This is a genomic window from Paraburkholderia sp. SIMBA_054, from assembly GCF_046534875.1.
Taxonomy (GTDB): domain Bacteria; phylum Pseudomonadota; class Gammaproteobacteria; order Burkholderiales; family Burkholderiaceae; genus Paraburkholderia; species Paraburkholderia hospita.
This window is the reverse complement of record NZ_JAWRXV010000040.1, coordinates 1-18,093: the sequence shown is the minus strand read 5'-3', so window position 1 is coordinate 18,093 and position 18,093 is coordinate 1. Positions and strand designations below refer to the sequence as shown.

The 18,093-nt window shown below is 60.6% G+C and carries 15 protein-coding genes and 1 riboswitch; of the genes, 10 read left to right on the top strand and 5 right to left on the bottom strand.

From position 1 onward, the window contains the following. Nucleotides 1-58 precede the first annotated feature (58 nt). The 3 genes from copC (at nt 59) to SB822_RS36345 (ending at nt 2,039) form a co-directional block, all read left to right on the top strand. A complete protein-coding gene (gene copC, locus SB822_RS36355; protein ID WP_007589565.1) occupies nt 59-433 on the top strand; it encodes a copper homeostasis periplasmic binding protein CopC in 375 nt (124 codons plus the stop codon). Beyond that, nucleotides 433-1,374 (top strand): copper resistance D family protein, encoded by a 942-nt coding sequence (locus SB822_RS36350; RefSeq protein WP_007589564.1) that lies wholly within the window; start codon nt 433-435, stop codon nt 1,372-1,374. The genes copC and SB822_RS36350 overlap by 1 nt, the downstream gene beginning before the upstream one ends. A 329-nt stretch (nt 1,375-1,703) precedes the next feature. Further along, nucleotides 1,704-2,039, top strand: coding sequence for a DUF4148 domain-containing protein (locus SB822_RS36345; protein ID WP_007589563.1), 336 nt, complete (start codon nt 1,704-1,706; stop codon nt 2,037-2,039). Nucleotides 2,040-2,700: 661 nt separating this feature from the next. On the opposite strand, the gene SB822_RS36340 is transcribed toward SB822_RS36345, so the two are convergent. Further along, nucleotides 2,701-3,084, bottom strand: coding sequence for a TraR/DksA family transcriptional regulator (locus SB822_RS36340; RefSeq protein WP_410856831.1), 384 nt, complete (start codon nt 3,082-3,084; stop codon nt 2,701-2,703). Nucleotides 3,085-3,762: 678 nt separating this feature from the next. Further along, nucleotides 3,763-4,401: a putative quinol monooxygenase gene (locus SB822_RS36335; RefSeq protein ID WP_007589559.1), complete on the bottom strand. Its 639-nt coding sequence runs from the start codon at nt 4,399-4,401 to the stop codon at nt 3,763-3,765. A 575-nt stretch (nt 4,402-4,976) separates the two neighbouring features. Here SB822_RS36335 and pdhA point away from each other — a divergent pair. From pdhA to SB822_RS36320, 3 genes are read left to right on the top strand one after another with little or no spacing between them, the layout of a single operon-like run. Beyond that, nucleotides 4,977-6,077, top strand: coding sequence for a pyruvate dehydrogenase (acetyl-transferring) E1 component subunit alpha (pdhA, locus tag SB822_RS36330; RefSeq protein ID WP_007589557.1), 1,101 nt, complete (start codon nt 4,977-4,979; stop codon nt 6,075-6,077). After that, nucleotides 6,070-7,050, top strand: coding sequence for an alpha-ketoacid dehydrogenase subunit beta (locus SB822_RS36325; protein WP_094297989.1), 981 nt, complete (start codon nt 6,070-6,072; stop codon nt 7,048-7,050). The genes pdhA and SB822_RS36325 overlap by 8 nt, the downstream gene beginning before the upstream one ends. A 4-nt stretch (nt 7,051-7,054) precedes the next feature. Beyond that, nucleotides 7,055-8,167 carry a dihydrolipoamide acetyltransferase family protein gene (locus SB822_RS36320; protein WP_007589554.1) on the top strand — a complete coding sequence of 371 codons (1,113 nt, stop codon included), beginning with the start codon at nt 7,055-7,057 and terminating at the stop codon, nt 8,165-8,167. A 75-nt stretch (nt 8,168-8,242) separates the two neighbouring features. Continuing rightward, a riboswitch (glycine riboswitch) is annotated at nt 8,243-8,332 on the top strand. A 338-nt stretch (nt 8,333-8,670) separates the two neighbouring features. Here SB822_RS36320 and SB822_RS36315 read toward each other — a convergent pair. The 3 genes from SB822_RS36315 to SB822_RS36305 form a co-directional block, all read right to left on the bottom strand. Next, nucleotides 8,671-10,035: a hypothetical protein gene (locus SB822_RS36315; RefSeq protein ID WP_086919305.1), complete on the bottom strand. Its 1,365-nt coding sequence runs from the start codon at nt 10,033-10,035 to the stop codon at nt 8,671-8,673. A gap of 203 nt (nt 10,036-10,238) precedes the next feature. Beyond that, complete coding sequence (locus SB822_RS36310; protein WP_007589549.1) at nt 10,239-10,568, bottom strand: hypothetical protein; 330 nt, start codon at nt 10,566-10,568, stop codon at nt 10,239-10,241. Nucleotides 10,569-10,976: 408 nt separating this feature from the next. Continuing rightward, a complete protein-coding gene (locus SB822_RS36305; RefSeq protein WP_410856830.1) occupies nt 10,977-12,956 on the bottom strand; it encodes a transglycosylase SLT domain-containing protein in 1,980 nt (659 codons plus the stop codon). 1,823 nt (nt 12,957-14,779) lie between these two features. Here SB822_RS36305 and SB822_RS36300 point away from each other — a divergent pair. The 4 genes from SB822_RS36300 (at nt 14,780) to SB822_RS36285 (ending at nt 17,598) form a co-directional block, all read left to right on the top strand. Next, nucleotides 14,780-15,151, top strand: a complete 372-nt coding sequence (locus SB822_RS36300) for a hypothetical protein (RefSeq protein ID WP_007734358.1) — start codon at nt 14,780-14,782, stop codon at nt 15,149-15,151. Between the two features lie 26 nt (nt 15,152-15,177). Next, nucleotides 15,178-15,561: a GreA/GreB family elongation factor gene (locus SB822_RS36295; RefSeq protein ID WP_410856829.1), complete on the top strand. Its 384-nt coding sequence runs from the start codon at nt 15,178-15,180 to the stop codon at nt 15,559-15,561. Nucleotides 15,562-16,082: 521 nt separating this feature from the next. Further along, nucleotides 16,083-17,243 (top strand): hypothetical protein, encoded by a 1,161-nt coding sequence (locus SB822_RS36290; RefSeq protein ID WP_410856828.1) that lies wholly within the window; start codon nt 16,083-16,085, stop codon nt 17,241-17,243. Between the two features lie 202 nt (nt 17,244-17,445). Then, nucleotides 17,446-17,598, top strand: a complete 153-nt coding sequence (locus SB822_RS36285; protein ID WP_165904605.1) for a CHAT domain-containing protein — start codon at nt 17,446-17,448, stop codon at nt 17,596-17,598. Nucleotides 17,599-18,093: the final 495 nt, after the last annotated feature.

Genomic DNA, 18,093 nt, shown 5'->3' with positions numbered 1-18,093 from the left:
GGGTGCTGCCCTCAAACGCAGGTAACACCCACTTTCACTATTCAGGATGCGCAACGACATGAAAACGTTCAATCGCAAGCAACTCACGCGGCTGGCTGCGGCAGCGGCCATCGCATTGGTGCCGGCTGCCGCGTTCGCACACGGCAAGCTCGAGAATGCAGTCCCCGCGGCTGGTAGCGCCCTCGATGCGGCGCCTGATGCATTGCGGCTTACCTTTAATGAAGATCTCGAATCCACTTTCAGCACGGTGAAAGTGTCCGATGCAAACGGCGCCGCCGTGACCAGGGAAAAGGCCAAAGTCGACGCTTCCAATCCGCGCGTGCTGACGGTCGCACTCCCGAAAATTTCGTCCGGCTCTTACTCGGTACAGTGGGCCGTGATGACGCACGACGCCCACAAGACCAAGGGCACGTACACCTTCCAGGTGAAGTGATGAACGACGGTCTCCTTGGCATCCTGCGGCTCGCGTTCGTTGCCCTGCAGAACCTCAGCTTTGCGGTTGTCGTTGGCGTACTGCTTGGCGACCGATGGCTCGCGCGTCGAAACTCACCGTGGCAGGAGGGAATCAGTCGGCGGATGGTTAGCGCGCTACGTATCGCGTCGGTCGGCGTGCTGGTGTCCAGCGCGTTTGCTTTCTGGATTCATTGTGCGTTGATGAGTGAGTCGACGCTTCTGGAGGCGGGACCTGCAGTCCGCTCGATGCTCGTGGAGACCGGCTTTGGTCATGCGTGGTTAGTCGGCGCGGGACTGATGCTATGCGTAGTTATTCTTTCGCTTACCCAGACAGGCAAGTCGATTCGATTTCCGCTGGGCATCGGCTTGGCTCTGGCGGGTGTCGCCCTTGCACGAAGCAACGGAGGACATCCGGTCGATGCGGGCCTGTTCAGCTTGCCCGTATGGGTGGACTGGATCCATCTGCTCGCCATCAGCGCATGGGTGGGACTTGTGCTGGTCACGACACATGTTGTTGCGCCGCGTTTTTTCGACGCTCCGGGCAGCGAGCATGTCAACAACGCGGCGTATATCCAGTCCTTGTCGGATGCCGCAACGCTTGCGCTAGTCATTCTTTTTGCTACGGGCGCCTATAACGGCTGGCGCGGTGTCAGGTCGCCAGGCGACCTTCTCGAATCGGGCTACGGACAGATTCTGTTGTTGAAACTCGCCTTGGTGTTCGTGGCTGCAGCCCTCGGAGGGCACAACCGCTTCTTCGAGATGCCCAAGCTGCTCGCATCATTGAAGAGTGCCTCGTCGACGCCACCAGTGAAGCCTCTAAAACGCTTTGTCGCAGTGTTGCATATCGAATCTGCGGTACTGGCTGGGGTACTGGTCGCCGCTGCGGTACTCGTCTCCAGCCCACTACCTGGTACTTCGTAGTCGATTTCGGTACCGTTTGTTTCTCACGTCCACGCAGATGGTCACCGCCGCAGGGTCAATATGGGCTGCGTCCTGCCTCGATTGATTTCAGGTAAAGGCCATCTTTTTCGGGACCCGACAGCACGTTGGGTCCTTTTTTTCTGCTGGGTCGTAACCGGAATGCGTGTTCGCGAGGCCAGAGCTGCGTCCGACGTGGATGATGCGTTGAGCATTTAGTTCGTATGACTAAAAAGTCATTTTCGTGTCACGGCTCGTTCAGACCTCACTCTCCAGAATGGAAACCGTTCGGAATCGACTCTTATCGATTTCACATCGCTCTGGAGGAGTATATGAAGCTCAAAACTATCGTCGCCGCGCTCATCGCTGCAACGCTCGCCACGTTGGCATTTGCCGATGCAGACCACGACTACCCCGAATCGACCGCTTCGACCACGTTACCGTCCGCGAGCAGCGCCAGTCAGCCGACGTCCGATGCGACGACTCCGGCCATCCAACCACAGCAACAAGGAAAAACCCGAGAGCAGGTGGTGCAGGAGCTGATTCAGGCTAGACGCGAAGGGCTCGTCCCGGCTGGTCACGCCGACTATCCGCCAAGTCAGGCGACGATTGAGCGCAATCGGGCGCGCATGAAGTCGACCGCTCCGAAATGGGCCAATCAGCAGTAGAGCAATTCTCCCGGTAACGGCGTCGTCGCGTGTGGGTCTGGCGACGTGCCTACCGGTCAGTCTCAGTTGGGAGCGCAGTGGTAATTTCTCTGGTACTACGAAGGTGCAAACGCCATTAATAGCCAGTGTACGCATCATCGCCGCACACGGCGCCTCAAGGGACGATGGGATCGTCGCGGTTCTTCCCGTGGAGCGCTTTTACCGGGTGCGTACGACTTCAGAGGCGGCTCCGTCAGCAGGAACGACGGCGGAATCTGCCTCCGAGCCGCATTCCAAAGTCGGCGTTCCGGGTGCGTAGCGCGGGCGGATCGAGCGTTTGGTTACGTCTTGCTTTTGAGTGCTTGAACGTCCGCGGTGCACAAAGGTGACTTTGGCAATACTTCACTGTCCATCGGGAGCCCGAATTCCGATGTCCGTATGAGTGAAAATCCGCCTCACCTCGCCGCTGCCAGCGGTGCCCACACCGACGGGATTTCCGGATGCCAATGAATTGGCTGTGCACGCGGGCTATGCCAGGTTGCACCGGGCCTGGAGATTGAACGCCAATACAAAAGACCTGGACCGATTTAGATCTTACGAATTTTCGCGCGCACGCATAGATGGGTGCGACGGGCTATTGCGTCTATCGCGACAAGAAGACGTTTTATACCTGATTGGTTTCCTATTGACGGGTGGCGCGGTGTTGTTCGAACACCGTCTGGCATGAAACGCAGCGGGCCGTGTAGGGCGCGGCGACAAGGCGTTCATAACCGATCGGGTCGCCGCAATCAACGCATGCCCCGTAACGGCCGGCGGCGATGCGTGCCAGTGCCGCGTCGATCTGCTGCAGTTCGACGAAATCGTGCTGCGCGAGCGCGGTGCGCAACTGATCGGTCGCTTTGCGTGATGCGGTCTCGTCGGGATGCGACTCGGGGCCCAGCTCTTCGGGCGGCCGTGCTCCAGCGAGATCACCGTATTCGCCGTGCAGCGTCGCCAGCAGTTCACGACGGCGCTCGCAGAGCCTCTGTTGTAACAGCCTGAGTTCGGAACAGGTTAGGGTGATCATGGACAAGGCTCGATGTGTTCTGTAACGCGACGCCAACGGGTGGCATCGCGAAGGCGTTCCGTCATGTGCGTACTACCCCACACAGGCCAAACCTAGCATGCACCCGCGGAGCGGATAGCACAATGCGACTGTTACGATCCGGTCTGACGATCCTGAGTCTCGTCGCTAAAGCCCCACCAATGAAGCTGTGACGGTGGATGGTGAAATGAGTGGCACCCACAATTAAATGTTTTACTCACGCGAGATTTGAGGCAGAAGCAACGCGTCACAGCGGTACGTGCGGCCCTACATTCATTCTCAGGACTGGATCCAGCAAGCAGCGTCGCAAAACCACCCGGCGTCTGGGCTCAGGGATCGGCCACACCCTGATCGACGCTGGCTACCGCGTGCCGGTCACCCGCACAAACGGGTGAAATCACATTGGAAGCCCCTCGGGAAAAATCGCGTTCAGAACCGGCTTTGACCATCTTCGTTGAACCGGCGCTTTCGGGTAGTCTGAAGGTCTGTTTGGGGTCGCGGAATACAGACGATCATAGCCTGAAAACTCTCAGGGGACGGGTACCGCCACGCGACTCGCCATAAGGCTGTTTGTGCAATCACTGACGATACGACACGCAGGCCGATTCCGACCGGTGGGGAACCTCCCCTGTCAGGTCTCATTCGCCGTCGCTTGAACGTTCAGCGCAATCTCGTAGACCGGTCGGCCCATTTTGTGTCGACCACGTCGAGCATTCCGACGTCCGGCACGCTGCCCAGCAATGACAGCGAATGCTTGGCGAGTTCCCGAGGAACATGACCCGTCAAGTGCGCAAACCGTGCCCCGTTGTCGGGGAAGACGTCAAAGATGCCGAAGTGACCGTCGTCGAGACGGATGGCAAACCAGGCAACAGTCTTGGGTTCCTGCTCCACGAGCGCTTGTGCGTCGCGAAGGAACTGAGCAACCTGTGTCTCATGGCCAGCCTTTGCCTTGAACGTGATGAGCAGTGCCTTCGTGACGGACTCGCCCGATGTTGTTGCAGGCGGCTTGTCGGCCAGGACGTCGAACTCCTGAATCAGCGGCGCCCCGGCAAAAACGCTGCCGCCGGCATCCAGCAGTGCTTGTGTAACTGGCCCCGACAGATGCTCCTCGCGGCCGGCATCGTCTGGGAACACGTCGAAGATGCCGTACTCCGATCGCCCGAATCTGATCGCGAACCACGTGGTCGTTGCGGCTTCCGCCCGCCCCATCGCGAGAGCCGAGCGCAGGACGTCTTCCGCCATGGCGTCGTCCTTGCCGGTTTTGACTTCCAACCTGACGAGCAGACCCTTAGTGTCCATGAGACACCTCCATTCGTGATCGACCGACCGTGAACGCATCGAGCGTGCAGTCCGTCGACGCTAACAAGCCAGCAGCGCAGCCAGTGCCCTCCTCCGAGGGACCCCTTCGTTCCTGCGATCGTCGGGCGACACATCTCGCCCGACGATCGCGCGCGTGTGCAATACACGTCAACTCACACGATAGTGGATTTCGCCTAGCTGTTCCAGGCGAGTCTGCCAGAACAGGCCGCGCAACCTCGAACTCCCTTTTAGCCTGGCGCTCAGATCTGTGAGTTATCTGCAGTTTGAGCCTTGCTGAGCCCGATGACCCACGAAACCTCTCAATGTCTGTTGACGCCGCGAGCGCAGAATATAAACGCATTGTGCTGCGCTCGTCGGCTTCTGTATTGCATCGGGACAACGCGGCCGCACGCTTCGTGTTTACCCCGTGTAAACGTCAACACCGAAAGCAGCACCATCTGCGCGTTTCCCATGTCCAATCATAGAGTTTGCTGATCAGGTTTGAGCGCCAGCATTTGCGCGTCGCGTGCGAACTCCCGCACGCATTCGATATCAGAAAGAACAAGGAGGCGGTCATGACCACGGCTGCCAGTTTCCACATCGGGTACACGCAATACCTCGGCCCCGACGGCGTCCCCGTCCAGTCATTGCCCGCCTTCGCGCGGGACCCGGCGGCGCTGATTCCCCTCTATCGCGCGATGGTCCTCACCCGCGCGTTCGACACCAAAGCGGTTGCACTGCAACGTACTGGCAAGCTCGGTACGTTTGCGTCGTCGGTGGGACAGGAGGCGATCGGCGTGGGCGTCGCCAGTGCGATGCGGGCCGACGACGTCCTGTTTCCTTCGTATCGCGATCACGCGGCGCAATTGCTGCGCGGCGTCACGATGACGGAAAGCTTGCTGTATTGGGGCGGCGACGAGCGCGGCAGCGATTTCGCCGTGCCGCGCCACGATTTTCCGAATTGCGTGCCGATCGGCACACAGGTGTGTCATGCCGCTGGCGCGGCCTACGCGTTCAGACTGCGCGGCGAGCCGCGCGTCGCCGTTGCGATCTTCGGGGACGGCAGCACATCGAAGGGCGACTTCTACGAGGCGATGAACATGGCGGGTGTCTGGCAGGCACCGCTCGTACTCGTCATCAATAACAACCAGTGGGCGATCTCGGTACCGCGCAGCACGCAGAGCGCGGCGCAGACGCTCGCGCAGAAAGCGATTGCTGCGGGCATCGACGGACTGCAGGTCGATGGCAATGACGTGATCGCTGTGCATCAGGTGATGCATGCGGCACTGGCGAAAGCGCGGCGCGGCGACGGCCCGACGCTGGTCGAGGCGCTCAGCTATCGCCTGGGCGACCACACGACAGCCGACGATGCAACCCGCTATCGCGATTCCGAACTGATCCGCAAGCAGTGGGAGTACGAACCGCTGCTGCGTCTGCGCACGTATCTGATGCGTATGAACGTCTGGGACAAGGCGCAGGACGAGCAGCTCGGCAAGACATGTCATGAGCAGGTCGAACAGGCGGTCGAAGCCTATCTCGCCGTTGCGCCGCCCGAGATTACCGCGATGTTCGATCACCTGTACGAAACGCTGCCGCACGCGCTGCGCGAGCAACGGGAGAACGCGCAGCGCTTCGCGCCCGCTGCGGCGAACCATCAGGAGAACGGCCATGGCTGATCTCAACATGGTGGACGCGCTCAATCAGGCGATGGCCTACGAACTCGAGCACGATCCCGCCGTCGTGCTGCTCGGCGAAGACATTGGCGTGAACGGCGGCGTGTTTCGCGCGACGGCCGGATTGCAGGCGCGCTTCGGCACGCAACGCGTAATCGATACGCCGCTTGCCGAAACGGCGATTGCGGGCACGGCAATCGGCATGGCGGCAATGGGCCTGAAACCCGTCGCCGAGATCCAGTTCAGCGGCTTCCTGTATCCGACGATCGATCACGTGCTCAACCACGCGTCGCGTCTGAGGCACCGCACGCGCGGACGCCTTTCATGCCCGCTCGTGATCCGCGCGCCGTGCGGCGCAGGCATACACGCGCCGGAGCATCATTCCGAAAGTCCCGAGGCGCTGTTCGCGCACATTCCCGGCCTGCGCGTCGTCACGCCGTCGTCGCCCGCGCGCGCTTACGGTCTGCTGCTTGCCGCGATTCGTGACCCCGACCCGGTGATCTTCTTCGAGCCGACGCGCCTGTATCGTCTGTTCCGGCAGACGGTGGATGACAACGGCGAAGCGTTGCCGCTCGACACCTGCTTCACGTTGCGCGACGGCTCCGACGTAACACTGGTGAGCTGGGGCGGCGCGGTGCAGGATGCTCAGGCGGCTGCCGATCTGCTGGCGCAGGACGGCGTGATGGCCGAAGTGATTGACGTGGCGACGCTCAAGCCGATCGACATGAACACGATACTCGCGTCGGTGGGGAAGACGGGCCGCTGTGTGATCGTGCACGAAGGCTCGCGCACGGGCGGCGTCGGAGCGGAGATCGCCGCCAACATCGCCGAGCGCGGGCTTTACTCGCTGCTAGCGCCCGTGCAGCGCGTGACGGGCTACGACGTCGTCGTGCCGCTGTACCGGCTCGAGAATCAATACATGCCCAGCGCCGCGCGCATCGTCGCTGCGGTCAGGCAAGCTCTGGAGGCGTCGTGAAGCCATGAAAATCTTCAAACTGCCCGACCTCGGCGAGGGCTTGCAGGAAGCGGAGATCGTCGCGTGGCACGTCAAGAGCGGCGACGAGGTGAGTGCGGATCAACCGCTGCTGTCGGTCGAAACGGCGAAGGCGATCGTCGACATTCCGTCGCCGCAATCCGGCCGCATCGCGAAGCTGTTCGGCCAGACGGGTGACATCGTGCATCTGGGCGCGCCGCTCGTCGCGTTCGAAGGCGAGGGCGGCGATGCCGACGCGGGCACCGTGGTCGGCCATATGGAAGTCGGCCAGCACGTCGTGCACGAAACGCCCGCGGCGCTCGGCACGGGCGTGGGCGCGGGTGGCGTGATCAAGGCGATTCCGGCGGCGCGGGCGCTTGCGAGAAAGCTGGACGTAGATCTGTCGATGGTGACGCCATCGGGAACGGAAGGCGTCATCACGGCGGCGGACGTGCAGCGCGTCGCGAAGATACTCGGCGAGCTCGGGCCGCCTGAAGTGCTGCGCGGGGTGCGGCGCGCGATGGCACAGAACATGGCACGCGCGCAGAACGAAGTCGCCGCGGCCACCGTGATCGACGATGCCGACATCCACGCATGGCCGCCGCACGCCGACGTTACGATCCGGCTGATACGCGCGCTGGTCGCGGGCTGCCGCGCGGAGCCGGGATTGAACGCGTGGTTCGACGGACATACGGGGCGGCGCCACGTGCCGGAGAAGATCGATCTCGGCATCGCCGTCGATCTGCCCGACGGGCTCTTCGTCCCGGTGTTGCGCAACGTGGCGCATCGCGATGCAGCGGATCTGCGCGGCGGTCTCGACCGGATGCGCGCCGACATCCGCGCGCGCAAGATTCCACCGGAGGAAATGCGCGGCAACACGATCACGCTGTCGAACTTCGGGATGATCGCGGGGAAATACGCAGCCCCCATTGTCGTGCCGCCGACGGTCGCGATACTCGGCGCGGGGCGCATCCATGAGCAGGTCGTGGCGGCAGACGGCGTACCTGCCGTGCACAGGATCTTGCCGCTCAGCCTGACGTTCGATCACCGCGTCGTCACTGGCGGCGAGGCGGCGCGCTTCCTGGCCGCGACGATTGCGGATTTGCAGAATGCGCAGTAGCGGTTCGCCAAAGCCGAAGCGCTTGCAAGCGGGGGCTTGTCAGTGCCTTTTGCTTCGGTCAGGTCGCACTGTTCTCCACGCGGCATGGGAGAGGTCGTCCGCAGCGACGACGCCGACGGAGCAAGCTCTCCGGAATTTCCCAGGCAAAAGGACCGTGCAGGCGGACCATCTGGAGAGCGGCGCCATGCGCGGCGACCGAAGGGACCCCGAGCCGTTTCCGCGGCGCGCAGGTGAAACTCGCAGGTCACGCCGAGGCCGGCCACGAGCGTTCGAAAATGAAAGTGACGAAGATAAATGGCGCTGACGAAGCCGATAAGGCCTGTCAGAAAGTGCAACTGGCATTGAATTGGATGAGTCGCACCGTATCGATCCGGCGCTTGGGGGCAGCGTACTTCCATTTACACGGAGCCGCTTGCTTGGTGTACTGGCATAGCGCATAAGTTTTCTGTCAAGGGCGATAACAGCGCCATGCGGATATGCGCGGTTCCATGCTCCGGCAGCGATCAGAAACCGTTCTTCAAAATGAAGCAGATGCTGCTGTTGGTTTCACTGTCAAGGGGAAACCCCGCGTGTTTTTTAGCCCCTGACTGATAGCCTGGCTTCGCGTCGGAGCTTGTGGGCGACCAGACTTTTCTTACGCGTACGAATTCGAGCACATCCCGGATATCCGAGTCCGTGTAGGGCGCAGTCCCACTCCAGTATCGCTGCATTCCGACTAGTGGCTTATCCGCATTCGGGTCCGTCTCACAGAGCGATGAGACTATATAGAGTAGCGACTTGTTGTAGATCGGCGGCACTTCCCAATACGATCCCTCCGTCTTGCTGTCGAGTCCGAAGAGTCGAAGCCCACTCACTCGTCTGTGAAGTGCCGGTAATCCGGCCTTCATTCGTTCGAATGTAATGGCCGCAGCGAGAAGGATCACTTGCACTTGTCGCGGTGATGATGCCGCGAGTCGCGCATCGAGCGCCTCAATGAATCTCTGCACGTATATCGCGCCAGCACTGTGACCAATCAGAGTAACGCGCAGCTTCGGATTATCGTCCCACGCCTTGCATAGGTGGTTTAGAAATGTGGTTCCGCCAGCCTCGACGTCATTCGAGAAAGAACTGTCGATGAATCGCTTCATCTCCCCCCAGATCGGGGCGCCAAGCTCATCAGCGACTCCCGCTGCAACGAAGAGTTCTTCGACAACCGTCGTGTACAGGCCGTGACCGTGTCCAGAATTGAGCCGTCGAATGATCCTCGCAAGAGGATTTTGCGGGCCACCAAGACGCTTGACGGGAAATAACGGCCGCTTGTGCTGGACTGACTTTCCTTCTTCCGCCAACCATTGTGCGAATTGATCCAGTTCGCTACTTGAGCAGGCGAGTTGGGCGCCCGCGCGTCTTTCCCACGCGGTATCGAAAGGCCTGGCGAACGCAGCCGACTCCTTGAGCGTCATCGGCACCCGCTCGCGAGCCTTGGTCGAAGGCCTGCGATTCTTGAGCGACCGATCAGTGTCGAGCGCGACGGTGACCTTCAGGGCTACCGTCTTTACGGTGCGACTAACGGCGTTCACGAAACCGGGATCGTCGCTGTAGGTCTCGAGCATCGCTTTGATTGTAGTAACGAGATCGGACTGCCAGATGAAGAAGAACGGGTATGCGTCACTGCTCGTGTAGTTAGCGATCAACTGATTGGCGACGTTGAGGCCATCAGCTTCCGATACGAGACCGCCATGAAAAAACACGCACAGGTGTCGAGATGGACCGTGATTTTTGAAATTTCTGAAGGCATTGCGGACGTCGGCGGCAGTGGTCTTGTTGAACTTGCCTTCTTTCAAATCGACGTCGTGAAATGGATCAATCGGTTTCGCGGGATGGTTCATTTCGTTTTCAACGTGGGCTCATTGTTTCGGTCGATGGGCAACTGAGCTGGGCAACACTTGTGCTGAGACGGACCCTCCACTGCCGGATGACCCGGGGTTTCGGCCCATTTCCCGTGTCTGGGCCTCTTTGATGGCGATGTTCTCGCAGCGTTGGTCACGCTTATCCAGCATTTGACCGACCTCGCCGGGCGGTGGTATCTGCTTCACTGCTCGGGTTTTATGATGCCCATGTGCATGGCAGTGTCGACGCACATCACGACCAGTTCGTCGTGGGACACCCCCTCTGTCAAACGATGGTTGAGAACCTCGTCGAATGTGCCCGCGCACTCTGAAACGGCATTCATCGCATTGCCTTCCGTTCGGTTATACGCCCCCGCAATCAGCCATCGAGCCCGACACTTTGCGGCGTCTATCGTCTCCTGAGCGGGAGCATCCCGGCCTGCCGCGTGACATTCGGGAACAGGGATTGGCTGGAATGCTTGCGACACCGACGGGATGACAAAGACAGCAGCGGCAATCAGTCGACGGTTCATGATTTTTCCTTTCGTGGCCACGAACCTCAGGGATCTCCAGACGCGGATGTAAGCACGCCCCCGTCAAGGCCATTCTCTGTTGGCTCGGGCGGATAGTCTGTGCGCCAGCCTACCGTCTTTCCGAGGGGCGGCCGGGATTCGGCCTTATGGGAAGCTTTACATAAGGCCGACCAGCGGGCATTGCGGGTGACGCCGGGGAGGGTGGGCGTGGCGAGTCGGATGCGGCCACTTGATATAAAGACCGCTGGCTATACCGTATCGCAACGTCGCGGCTCGCGGAATTCAACTTCACTTTCTCGGTTCCCCGTTGAAAGGCAATCAAGAGATAGATGGATCGTTGTTCAGTGTCGCGTATGTAGCCGCAACCACCGCGCACGTGCGGTCAGCGCGGCAGCGTTGCGCACGATGTCATCGGGGCTCGATATGGCCAAGGCGCTCCGTCAGCGATTGCGGGCGGCCATCAAACAGCGCCGCGTAGTAGACCGTGTTCGACAACACATTCTTGACGTAGTCGCGGGTTTCGTTGAACGGAATCGTCTCCGCGAAAATCGCGCCTTCCACCGGACGTGGCAGGTTGGCCTGCCACTTACGCGGGCGCCCAGGGCCGGCATTGTAGCCGGCGGTCGCGAGCACGGCAGAACGGTCAAGCTGGTTGTAAATCATCGACAGATAATACGTGCCGAGCAGGATGTTCGTGTCGATGTCATTCATCCTCGCCCGCGAGATCGTACCGAGCCCGATCTTCCTCGCGACCATCTCCGCGGTGTTCGGCATCACCTGCATCAGGCCGCCTGCGCCAACGTCCGAGCGCGCATTGATGATGAAGCGCGACTCCTGGCGAATCAGGCCATACGCCCATTCGACACCGAACCCGGTGGACTGCGCATCGCGCTCGACAATCGTGCGGAACGGCGCCAGGTAGCGCAGCGAAAAATCATGCTCGGTCTGCGTCCTGTCGGCGGTGCTCACAGCCCGGTCATAGAGCTCGATGCGGCGTGCGTACTCGGCGACTGCGAGCAGTTGCCGGTCGGTCATGCCGCGCAGCCGCCAGTTCCACTCACGGTTGCCTTCCGTGCGCAGTTGCAGCGCATAAAAGCGTCTTGCCAGCTCGAAGCCCGGTGTCTGGCCGGCCTTCTCAACTTCCTCGTCGGTCACTTTGGTCTGTGGTGGCGCCACGATCTTCTGGCCGAGCGCTTCGGATGCCAGCTGGCCATAGAAGGTGTAGGTTCCCGAGATCTTCCCGAATGCCTGGTTGGCCGCCGCGGCATCGGCCGCATCCCCGCTTTCCTTCAACGCGCGCGCGTACCAGTAGACCCACGCGGGTTGCGCGCGCAGCGCGGCCGGCATCTGCTCGATCGACCAGCGCACCATCGTCCAGTCTCCGGCCAGCAGCGCGCTGCGCGTGCGCCACTCGTAGGCCTGACTCGACAGGAGCGCGTTCGCCGACAGCCGGTACCAGTCCACCGCGCCTGGCAACTGCCGGGCCGCCGCCTGATAGGCAATCGTGCCCCAGCCGATACCGCGTTCCGCCAGGGTAAGCGCCGGTGCGATCGCGGTGAAGGTGGCCGCGGCCGCCGCCGGATCGCTGGCCGCCACCTGCGTGATGGCGAGCAGCGCGATTTGATGGGACGCTGCGTCAAGCTGGACGCCTTTCGCGAGCAGCAGACGCGGCTGGTTCGTCGCCTGCTCGAGGAGCAGCGGATCCGGGCGCGCCGCGCCCAGTGCATCGACCAGTCTGCGGCCGGTCGTCGTCGCGCCCTGTTCATAGGCCTGGCGAATCTGCTGCCAGACATCCTCCGAAGTGAACTGCTGGTTACGGTCGAGCGCGGCGATCAGATCGACGCAGCCGTCGCCGTACCACTTCGGCTCGACGAGCAGCGCGCGCGCCGCATCGGCCACGTTCACACCCCGCGCGGCGCGCGACTCGAGCGCATAGCACTTCACCTGCGTGTCGTCGTCCAGGACGAACTGTGAATATTGCGAATCGAAATCGTGCCAGTCGTGGCGTGCGCCCAGCACGCGCAGGTAGTCGTTGCGCAGACGGTCGGCAATCGCCTGTCCGTCGTAGCGTTGCAAAAACGACAGCACCGGTGCGTCCGGCGCGTCGAGATTCGCATGCCCTGCGCCGTTGAACAGACGCGGCTTGATCTGGTAATAGCTGAGATAAGCCGGCGCCGGATAATTCTGGATCAGGCTCGCCAGTTGCGCGGCACGCGCGGGATCGTTGTCGCGGGCGGCATCATGCAACTTGATGAAAATCTGATCGTCGGCGGAAAACGGGGAGAGCCGGGTGGGATGTCTGGCTAGCACCGTGCCAGACATGACGAATGTCGCGGCGGCAAGGGCAAAACCGACCGTGCGAGACACCCGGTGAAGTCGTTTGGACATCGCTGTTTTTTCGTTGTTTCGGTGCAGAAATTGAGCCAAAGCTTAGGCCTCAATTCGGCGAAGCGAAGCTTCGAAAAACACTGGACTCCGCCCGCAATTCGGCCCTTTGCGAGCCGGATGTCTGGACCGCCCGGCACTGGCGTGTTCGCTTTTTCGTGGCGCAGGGCTGGAGCTGGATTCGCCACTGAGATCAAGAAGATCTTGAATGCGGTGTCGGCCGTTGTGGCCGGGATCCGCCGTGAGCCGGGCTTTCCAGGTTATCTCCATTGACTTCATGCTGGCAGCTAGCTGTTTCGCCCGGATTTTTCCCTATCACATGACACTTCGATGAAAGTTGTGCACAGAAAAAGTGGATGAAGCTGTGGACAACTTGTAGTGGAAGGCCTGTAAGGGTTTGATTGCAGGCGGGTTCGTTGCATTGCGATATGAAATGGCGTGTGGCCTGAACCATTTTTCTACGTCAAAAGCGCCGGTCCATTCGCAGGATCATTCGCCACTTGCGGGTCGGTTTGGACGTACGCCTTCCATTGATCGAGTGTGATTCTCGTGCCCGACGTATCCCCCCAGAAAGCCTTCCGGGTTATGTGCACGTCGTAGCCGGCCCAGGCAAGGCCGCTGGTCAGGAAAGCAACCAGCGCAACGATAACCCGCATCTTTCCATTACCTATTGATCCAAGAATGTCGGATTGTCGACGATCTCGAGCAGGCCGTCGACCGTCCCTTCCTGGCCGAACTGTGCCTCATGCGCCCGACTCGGATCGATCCGTTCAGCCTCTCAGCCCGTCGTAGCCGCAACAATAGGGTCCGAGGCGGCTCAGTGACTTATTGATGGAGAACTGTTGTGCAAACTTTGTTTCCGCAACTGTCGTTCAAGGCCGAATCGTTGCAAGCTGATCTGGCAGAGAAGATGAAGCGCGCAAACGAAATTCGCCGCCGGATACGCTGAGCGGTGATTGAGCAGTCGAATCAAAGCTTGCAAACTCCTGACAGTCGGGTTTTAATGAGGCTGTCTACATCCTCGGTCGCTTACGAGCGATCCTATTGAGGCCATAACAGTGCATTTCTTCCTGAGTCTTCCTGTCCTGGTGTGTTTCCGTTCTCGGGGCCTAGCCGAAGAGGAGACGTGCGGGCAACGAGACCCGGGGACTGTGAAACGCACACGGAGCCGCGTTCTTCCCGCGGACAAGTCAGCACTTCCCTTCGCCCGGCGCTTCGAATAAGAGCGAAGAGCCGGGCCTCCTACCAGACCTGACGGTACACGACGCCATTGCTTCGCGCCTTTCCTGGCAGGCGAGGCAAGTAGCGCGCAGTCGTGTGTCGCGTCCAACAGCCTCCCGTCACGCTGCTAACGCGGCCTGCTGCCGCGCTGCGATTGCGGCGGGGCTAACCACGTGCTGGAAAACTGGGAAAGCCATGAGAATGCAAGCGAAGCATCCATTGCAGGCTGTTCAAGCCGGGAAGACACTCGCGATCGAGTTCGCAAATCGGCCTGCAGATATGCAGGGGCCTGCGCCGCAGGCGCGACACATCGCCCCATTGGGTTACTGCTCGACATATAAGGGCTACCGCCTTTCAGTCCATGCGCGGCGTGCGAACACCGATCTATACGCCGCCGACCTTGTTATTGAACAGTCGGACTCCTCATCATGTAAATTTCGCGCCCTGGACTATTTCTACACGGCGGCGGAGGCGCTAGGGTATGCGACACGATGGGGAAGGATATGGGTCGATCACCGACTGCAAAAAGTGGTGGAGCGAGCCATGGGTACCGACATCATGGACGGCAGACCTGACACCGCTCGCGGAAGCGGGGAGTAGTCCTCATGCAAACGTTCACCTCACTGTCGGTCGCGCGGCCGCTTCGCTTTGTGCTGCGGGACGCAGGCAACCCGACAGCAGCACTACTCTACTGGCTCGGTGCCGCGAAGCCTTCGACGTACGCGAGCTTTGCCGAGGTCACCCGGCGCCTGGCTCCACTGATGCAGGTGGTCTTTTCAGATGAGCGTCCTGGCGCGTTCGTGAACCGGGATGTCGTGCGCCGCGTGCATCGATCGGGCACGGCCACACGGCTGATCTTTCAAGATGAGTCCTGGCTGGAGATATGGGATGACAGTCGATGCTCAGACATCTGCAATCTTTATTCTTGCCGGAGGCAATCGTGCTGTTCCCCCAAACCTGTTCTCTCACTGATATGAAGACGCTTGCGGAAAATGAGCGCATCGTGTCCGAAAGCGATCTGGCTCAACTGAAAGCGTGCATCAATCTGCCGACGGCGACATCGCAGCAGCGAGCGATGGTGGAGACGATTGAGGCCACCGCTCTACTTGTCGCCCCCGAGCAGATACCGCCTGACGTCGTTACGATGAACACGATGATTGAATGCGCGGTACTCGACGGTGCCGACACACATCGCTGGACGCTGGTTTATCCCGACAAGGCGGACTATCGGATGGGACATCTGTCGGTGCTGTCGCCTGCCGGCATTTCACTTTTGGGTGCACGATGTGGGCAGACCGTAGTGTGCCGACCACCGAGCGGCGTGCAGATCCGTTACGTTATCAAAGCGATACTGCTGCAACCGGAGAGCCGCCACTTCGCTCAGTGACGCCTTTGGCTACCACCCGACTCGGGGGGAGCCGGGCAGTTGCAATCATCGGGCAGCGACCGGGCTGAAATCGCCGCCCCCGGGCCGACGGCGAACAGACCAAACCGAACCTTAGCGGCCGCTAGACCAAGCGCCGTATCAATGACTGCTTCCAAAAGTGCAACGGCCATCTGGTCTTTCGTACCAGTGGTGGTGACGTTGCTGGTGCACGATTTTGTTCCCACTTTTCGCGGTATTTTGTTCCAGCCTCTTGTGCGAAACTCAGCGGACTCTCATGGCGATCTCGCAATGCAGGTCCTCGAATATCTTGGCAGTGAATCCGAGGCAAGCTAACGCCGAAATGATTTGACCAGCAAGGAAGTGTCGGAGTAAAAACGCTCAGACCCGCATCGCCACGTCCGACGTTCGCTCACGCGTGGAATGCGCGTTCGGATAACTGTGGATTGCACGGTCGCTTACACATGGAATGAGCGTTCGGTTTGCGTGGAATGCGCACTCTCTCTATCGGAGGTACGACGGCCATGATCAATTACCACACGTTGGGCGGCGGCAAGCGGCTCTGCGACATCGTCTTCGCCGGCAGCCACGACGCGGGCATCACGGGCGGCGACGCCAACGTCCAGACCCAGGACCTCGAAATCTTCGAGCAGGCTAAGGCCGGCGTGCGCCTATTCGACCTGCGGATCGCGGCAACCAAGAGTTCGACTCTGTCCTCCTCGCCGGTGATGCTGAAGGCCTTCCATGCCGACCCGAAGCTGATGCACCAGAAGGATAAGAAGGACAAGACCGTCTTCGACCTGGGCGGCAGGAAGGTTGACGTCACCACCACCAAGCTGCCGCTGGACGGCGCGTTCGGCATGCGGCTCGTGGACATGCTGCAACAGGCGAAGGATTTCGTGAAATACAACACCAGCGAATTCCTGCTCCTGAAGTTCGACAAATGCACGAACTGGGCCATCATCGCGGAGATCTGCGTGCGGGAGCTCGGCGCCGCTCTCTTCACGGGCACGGGCAGCCTCAACGAGAAGACGCTCGACCAGCTGAAGAAGCACGTCGTCGTGCTCTTCACCCAAAAGGGCATCGACGAAGTCGCCGGCCAGGGCTACCTTTCGTCGACCGGGATCTGGGGTTGTAAGCGCCTCGCGGACGGCACCGGCTACAGCAGCGGCTACGACGGCCTGCAATACGTCGGCAAGGGCGGCACGAACGCGCTCAACGGCGACAGCGACATGGGTAAGATCGCGTCCAACATCGAGAAGCAGAGTGGGCTGATGCAGATCGGCGCCCTCAACTCCGACCCCGAGGTGATGGGGATGATGTACTGGACGACCACCGGCCTGAAGCGGAGCATCCGGGAGCGCAACTCGACCATGTGGGGGCCGGACAACCGTCCGACCGCGCTCACCGAGCTGTGGATGGCCGGCTTCGGCGAGGCGATCGAATCGCGGCTGCCGACCTACGTCTCGTCGACCGACTACACGAACGGTGTCGCGCTGAAGGTCTTCATGCCCAACATCGTCATGATCGATTTCGCCGACATCGACAAGGGCAAGTTCATCTTCGAATTGAACATGAAGGCGACCACGGAGCTCACTCAGACCGCACGCAAGATCGAGCAGGCGCGCAAGCTGGCGCAGGGCCAGGGCGGCGGCCGGCGCCAGCAGCGGGCCGGTCTGTTCTGAGTTCCACCGGCCCCGGATAGCGAAGACCGGCAACTTCGCGTTCAATTGCTTTCCCAGGCCCTTCCTTCCATCGCGGACGAAAAGTGAACATGCTGGGAATCTATCGGCTCCGCTCGCCGTCCTGCTATGGACCACGAGCAGTGGCGGCGAGGTCTTGCCGCCGCGTCAAGACGGGATTGCCGGTCGCTTACGAATTACCGACGTGAGCAAGTCGCCGGATGAATATCTGGGTTTACCAGCCGGCTTTCTGCAAGCGGGTGCCCCAGCACGGGTGAGCAGCCTGTGGGCTGTAGACGACGGGAGCACCGCCTTGCTCACGAGCCGTTTTCACAAGAATCATTCGCGCGGAAGATGAATCAAGGGCTGCGCGCGGCTTATTGGTCTTGCTGTTAGGCTTGCTTCGGAAACGAATATGGCGGCCGCTGGCGGCTCGGCGAGCCGAATTGTCTACGTAGTTCATCCGTCAGCTTCCGCTAGTATTCCAGCCGCTCCAACGGCATGTTTCGCTGATCATTGAACGGCAGGTTGTCCAGTGCAATGAAGGTGCCGTAGAGCTGCCGTTGAAGATTTCAACGGCAGCTCTACGGCGACTTCTGTGAATGAGTACAGTCGGCCACGAAGAGCCATTCGCTCCTACCGTTGCTCGGACGCTCAGAGGTCTGCTCCGCACCAAAAACGGCCACTCCAGTCCGCGACGATGAACGCTCACGTCTGCGACGATCATGTGACGTACTGGGTTCCCGCGGGATGCTTGATGCTTAGGCGTTGCCTAGTCTGACTGTGTCATAAAATTAGTTGCGCAGTCTAATGTCGTATATGAAGAGTGCCATCCTTGCATGAGCCGTAGCCC

Excerpts from the sequence above, each read along its gene's own strand:
- SB822_RS36300 (WP_007734358.1), top strand. The coding sequence starts at position 14,780 with ATGCAAACGTTCACCTCACTGTCGGTCGCGCGGCCGCTTCGCTTTGTG.
- copC (WP_007589565.1), top strand. The coding sequence starts at position 59 with ATGAAAACGTTCAATCGCAAGCAACTCACGCGGCTGGCTGCGGCAGCG.
- SB822_RS36325 (WP_094297989.1), top strand. The coding sequence starts at position 6,070 with ATGGCTGATCTCAACATGGTGGACGCGCTCAATCAGGCGATGGCCTAC.
- SB822_RS36320 (WP_007589554.1), top strand. The coding sequence starts at position 7,055 with ATGAAAATCTTCAAACTGCCCGACCTCGGCGAGGGCTTGCAGGAAGCG.
- SB822_RS36340 (WP_410856831.1), bottom strand. The coding sequence starts at position 3,084 with ATGATCACCCTAACCTGTTCCGAACTCAGGCTGTTACAACAGAGGCTC.
- SB822_RS36315 (WP_086919305.1), bottom strand. The coding sequence starts at position 10,035 with ATGAACCATCCCGCGAAACCGATTGATCCATTTCACGACGTCGATTTG.
- pdhA (WP_007589557.1), top strand. The coding sequence starts at position 4,977 with ATGACCACGGCTGCCAGTTTCCACATCGGGTACACGCAATACCTCGGC.
- SB822_RS36345 (WP_007589563.1), top strand. The coding sequence starts at position 1,704 with ATGAAGCTCAAAACTATCGTCGCCGCGCTCATCGCTGCAACGCTCGCC.
- SB822_RS36310 (WP_007589549.1), bottom strand. The coding sequence starts at position 10,568 with ATGAACCGTCGACTGATTGCCGCTGCTGTCTTTGTCATCCCGTCGGTG.
- SB822_RS36350 (WP_007589564.1), top strand. The coding sequence starts at position 433 with ATGAACGACGGTCTCCTTGGCATCCTGCGGCTCGCGTTCGTTGCCCTG.
- SB822_RS36305 (WP_410856830.1), bottom strand. The coding sequence starts at position 12,956 with ATGTCCAAACGACTTCACCGGGTGTCTCGCACGGTCGGTTTTGCCCTT.
- SB822_RS36335 (WP_007589559.1), bottom strand. The coding sequence starts at position 4,401 with ATGGACACTAAGGGTCTGCTCGTCAGGTTGGAAGTCAAAACCGGCAAG.
- SB822_RS36290 (WP_410856828.1), top strand. The coding sequence starts at position 16,083 with ATGATCAATTACCACACGTTGGGCGGCGGCAAGCGGCTCTGCGACATC.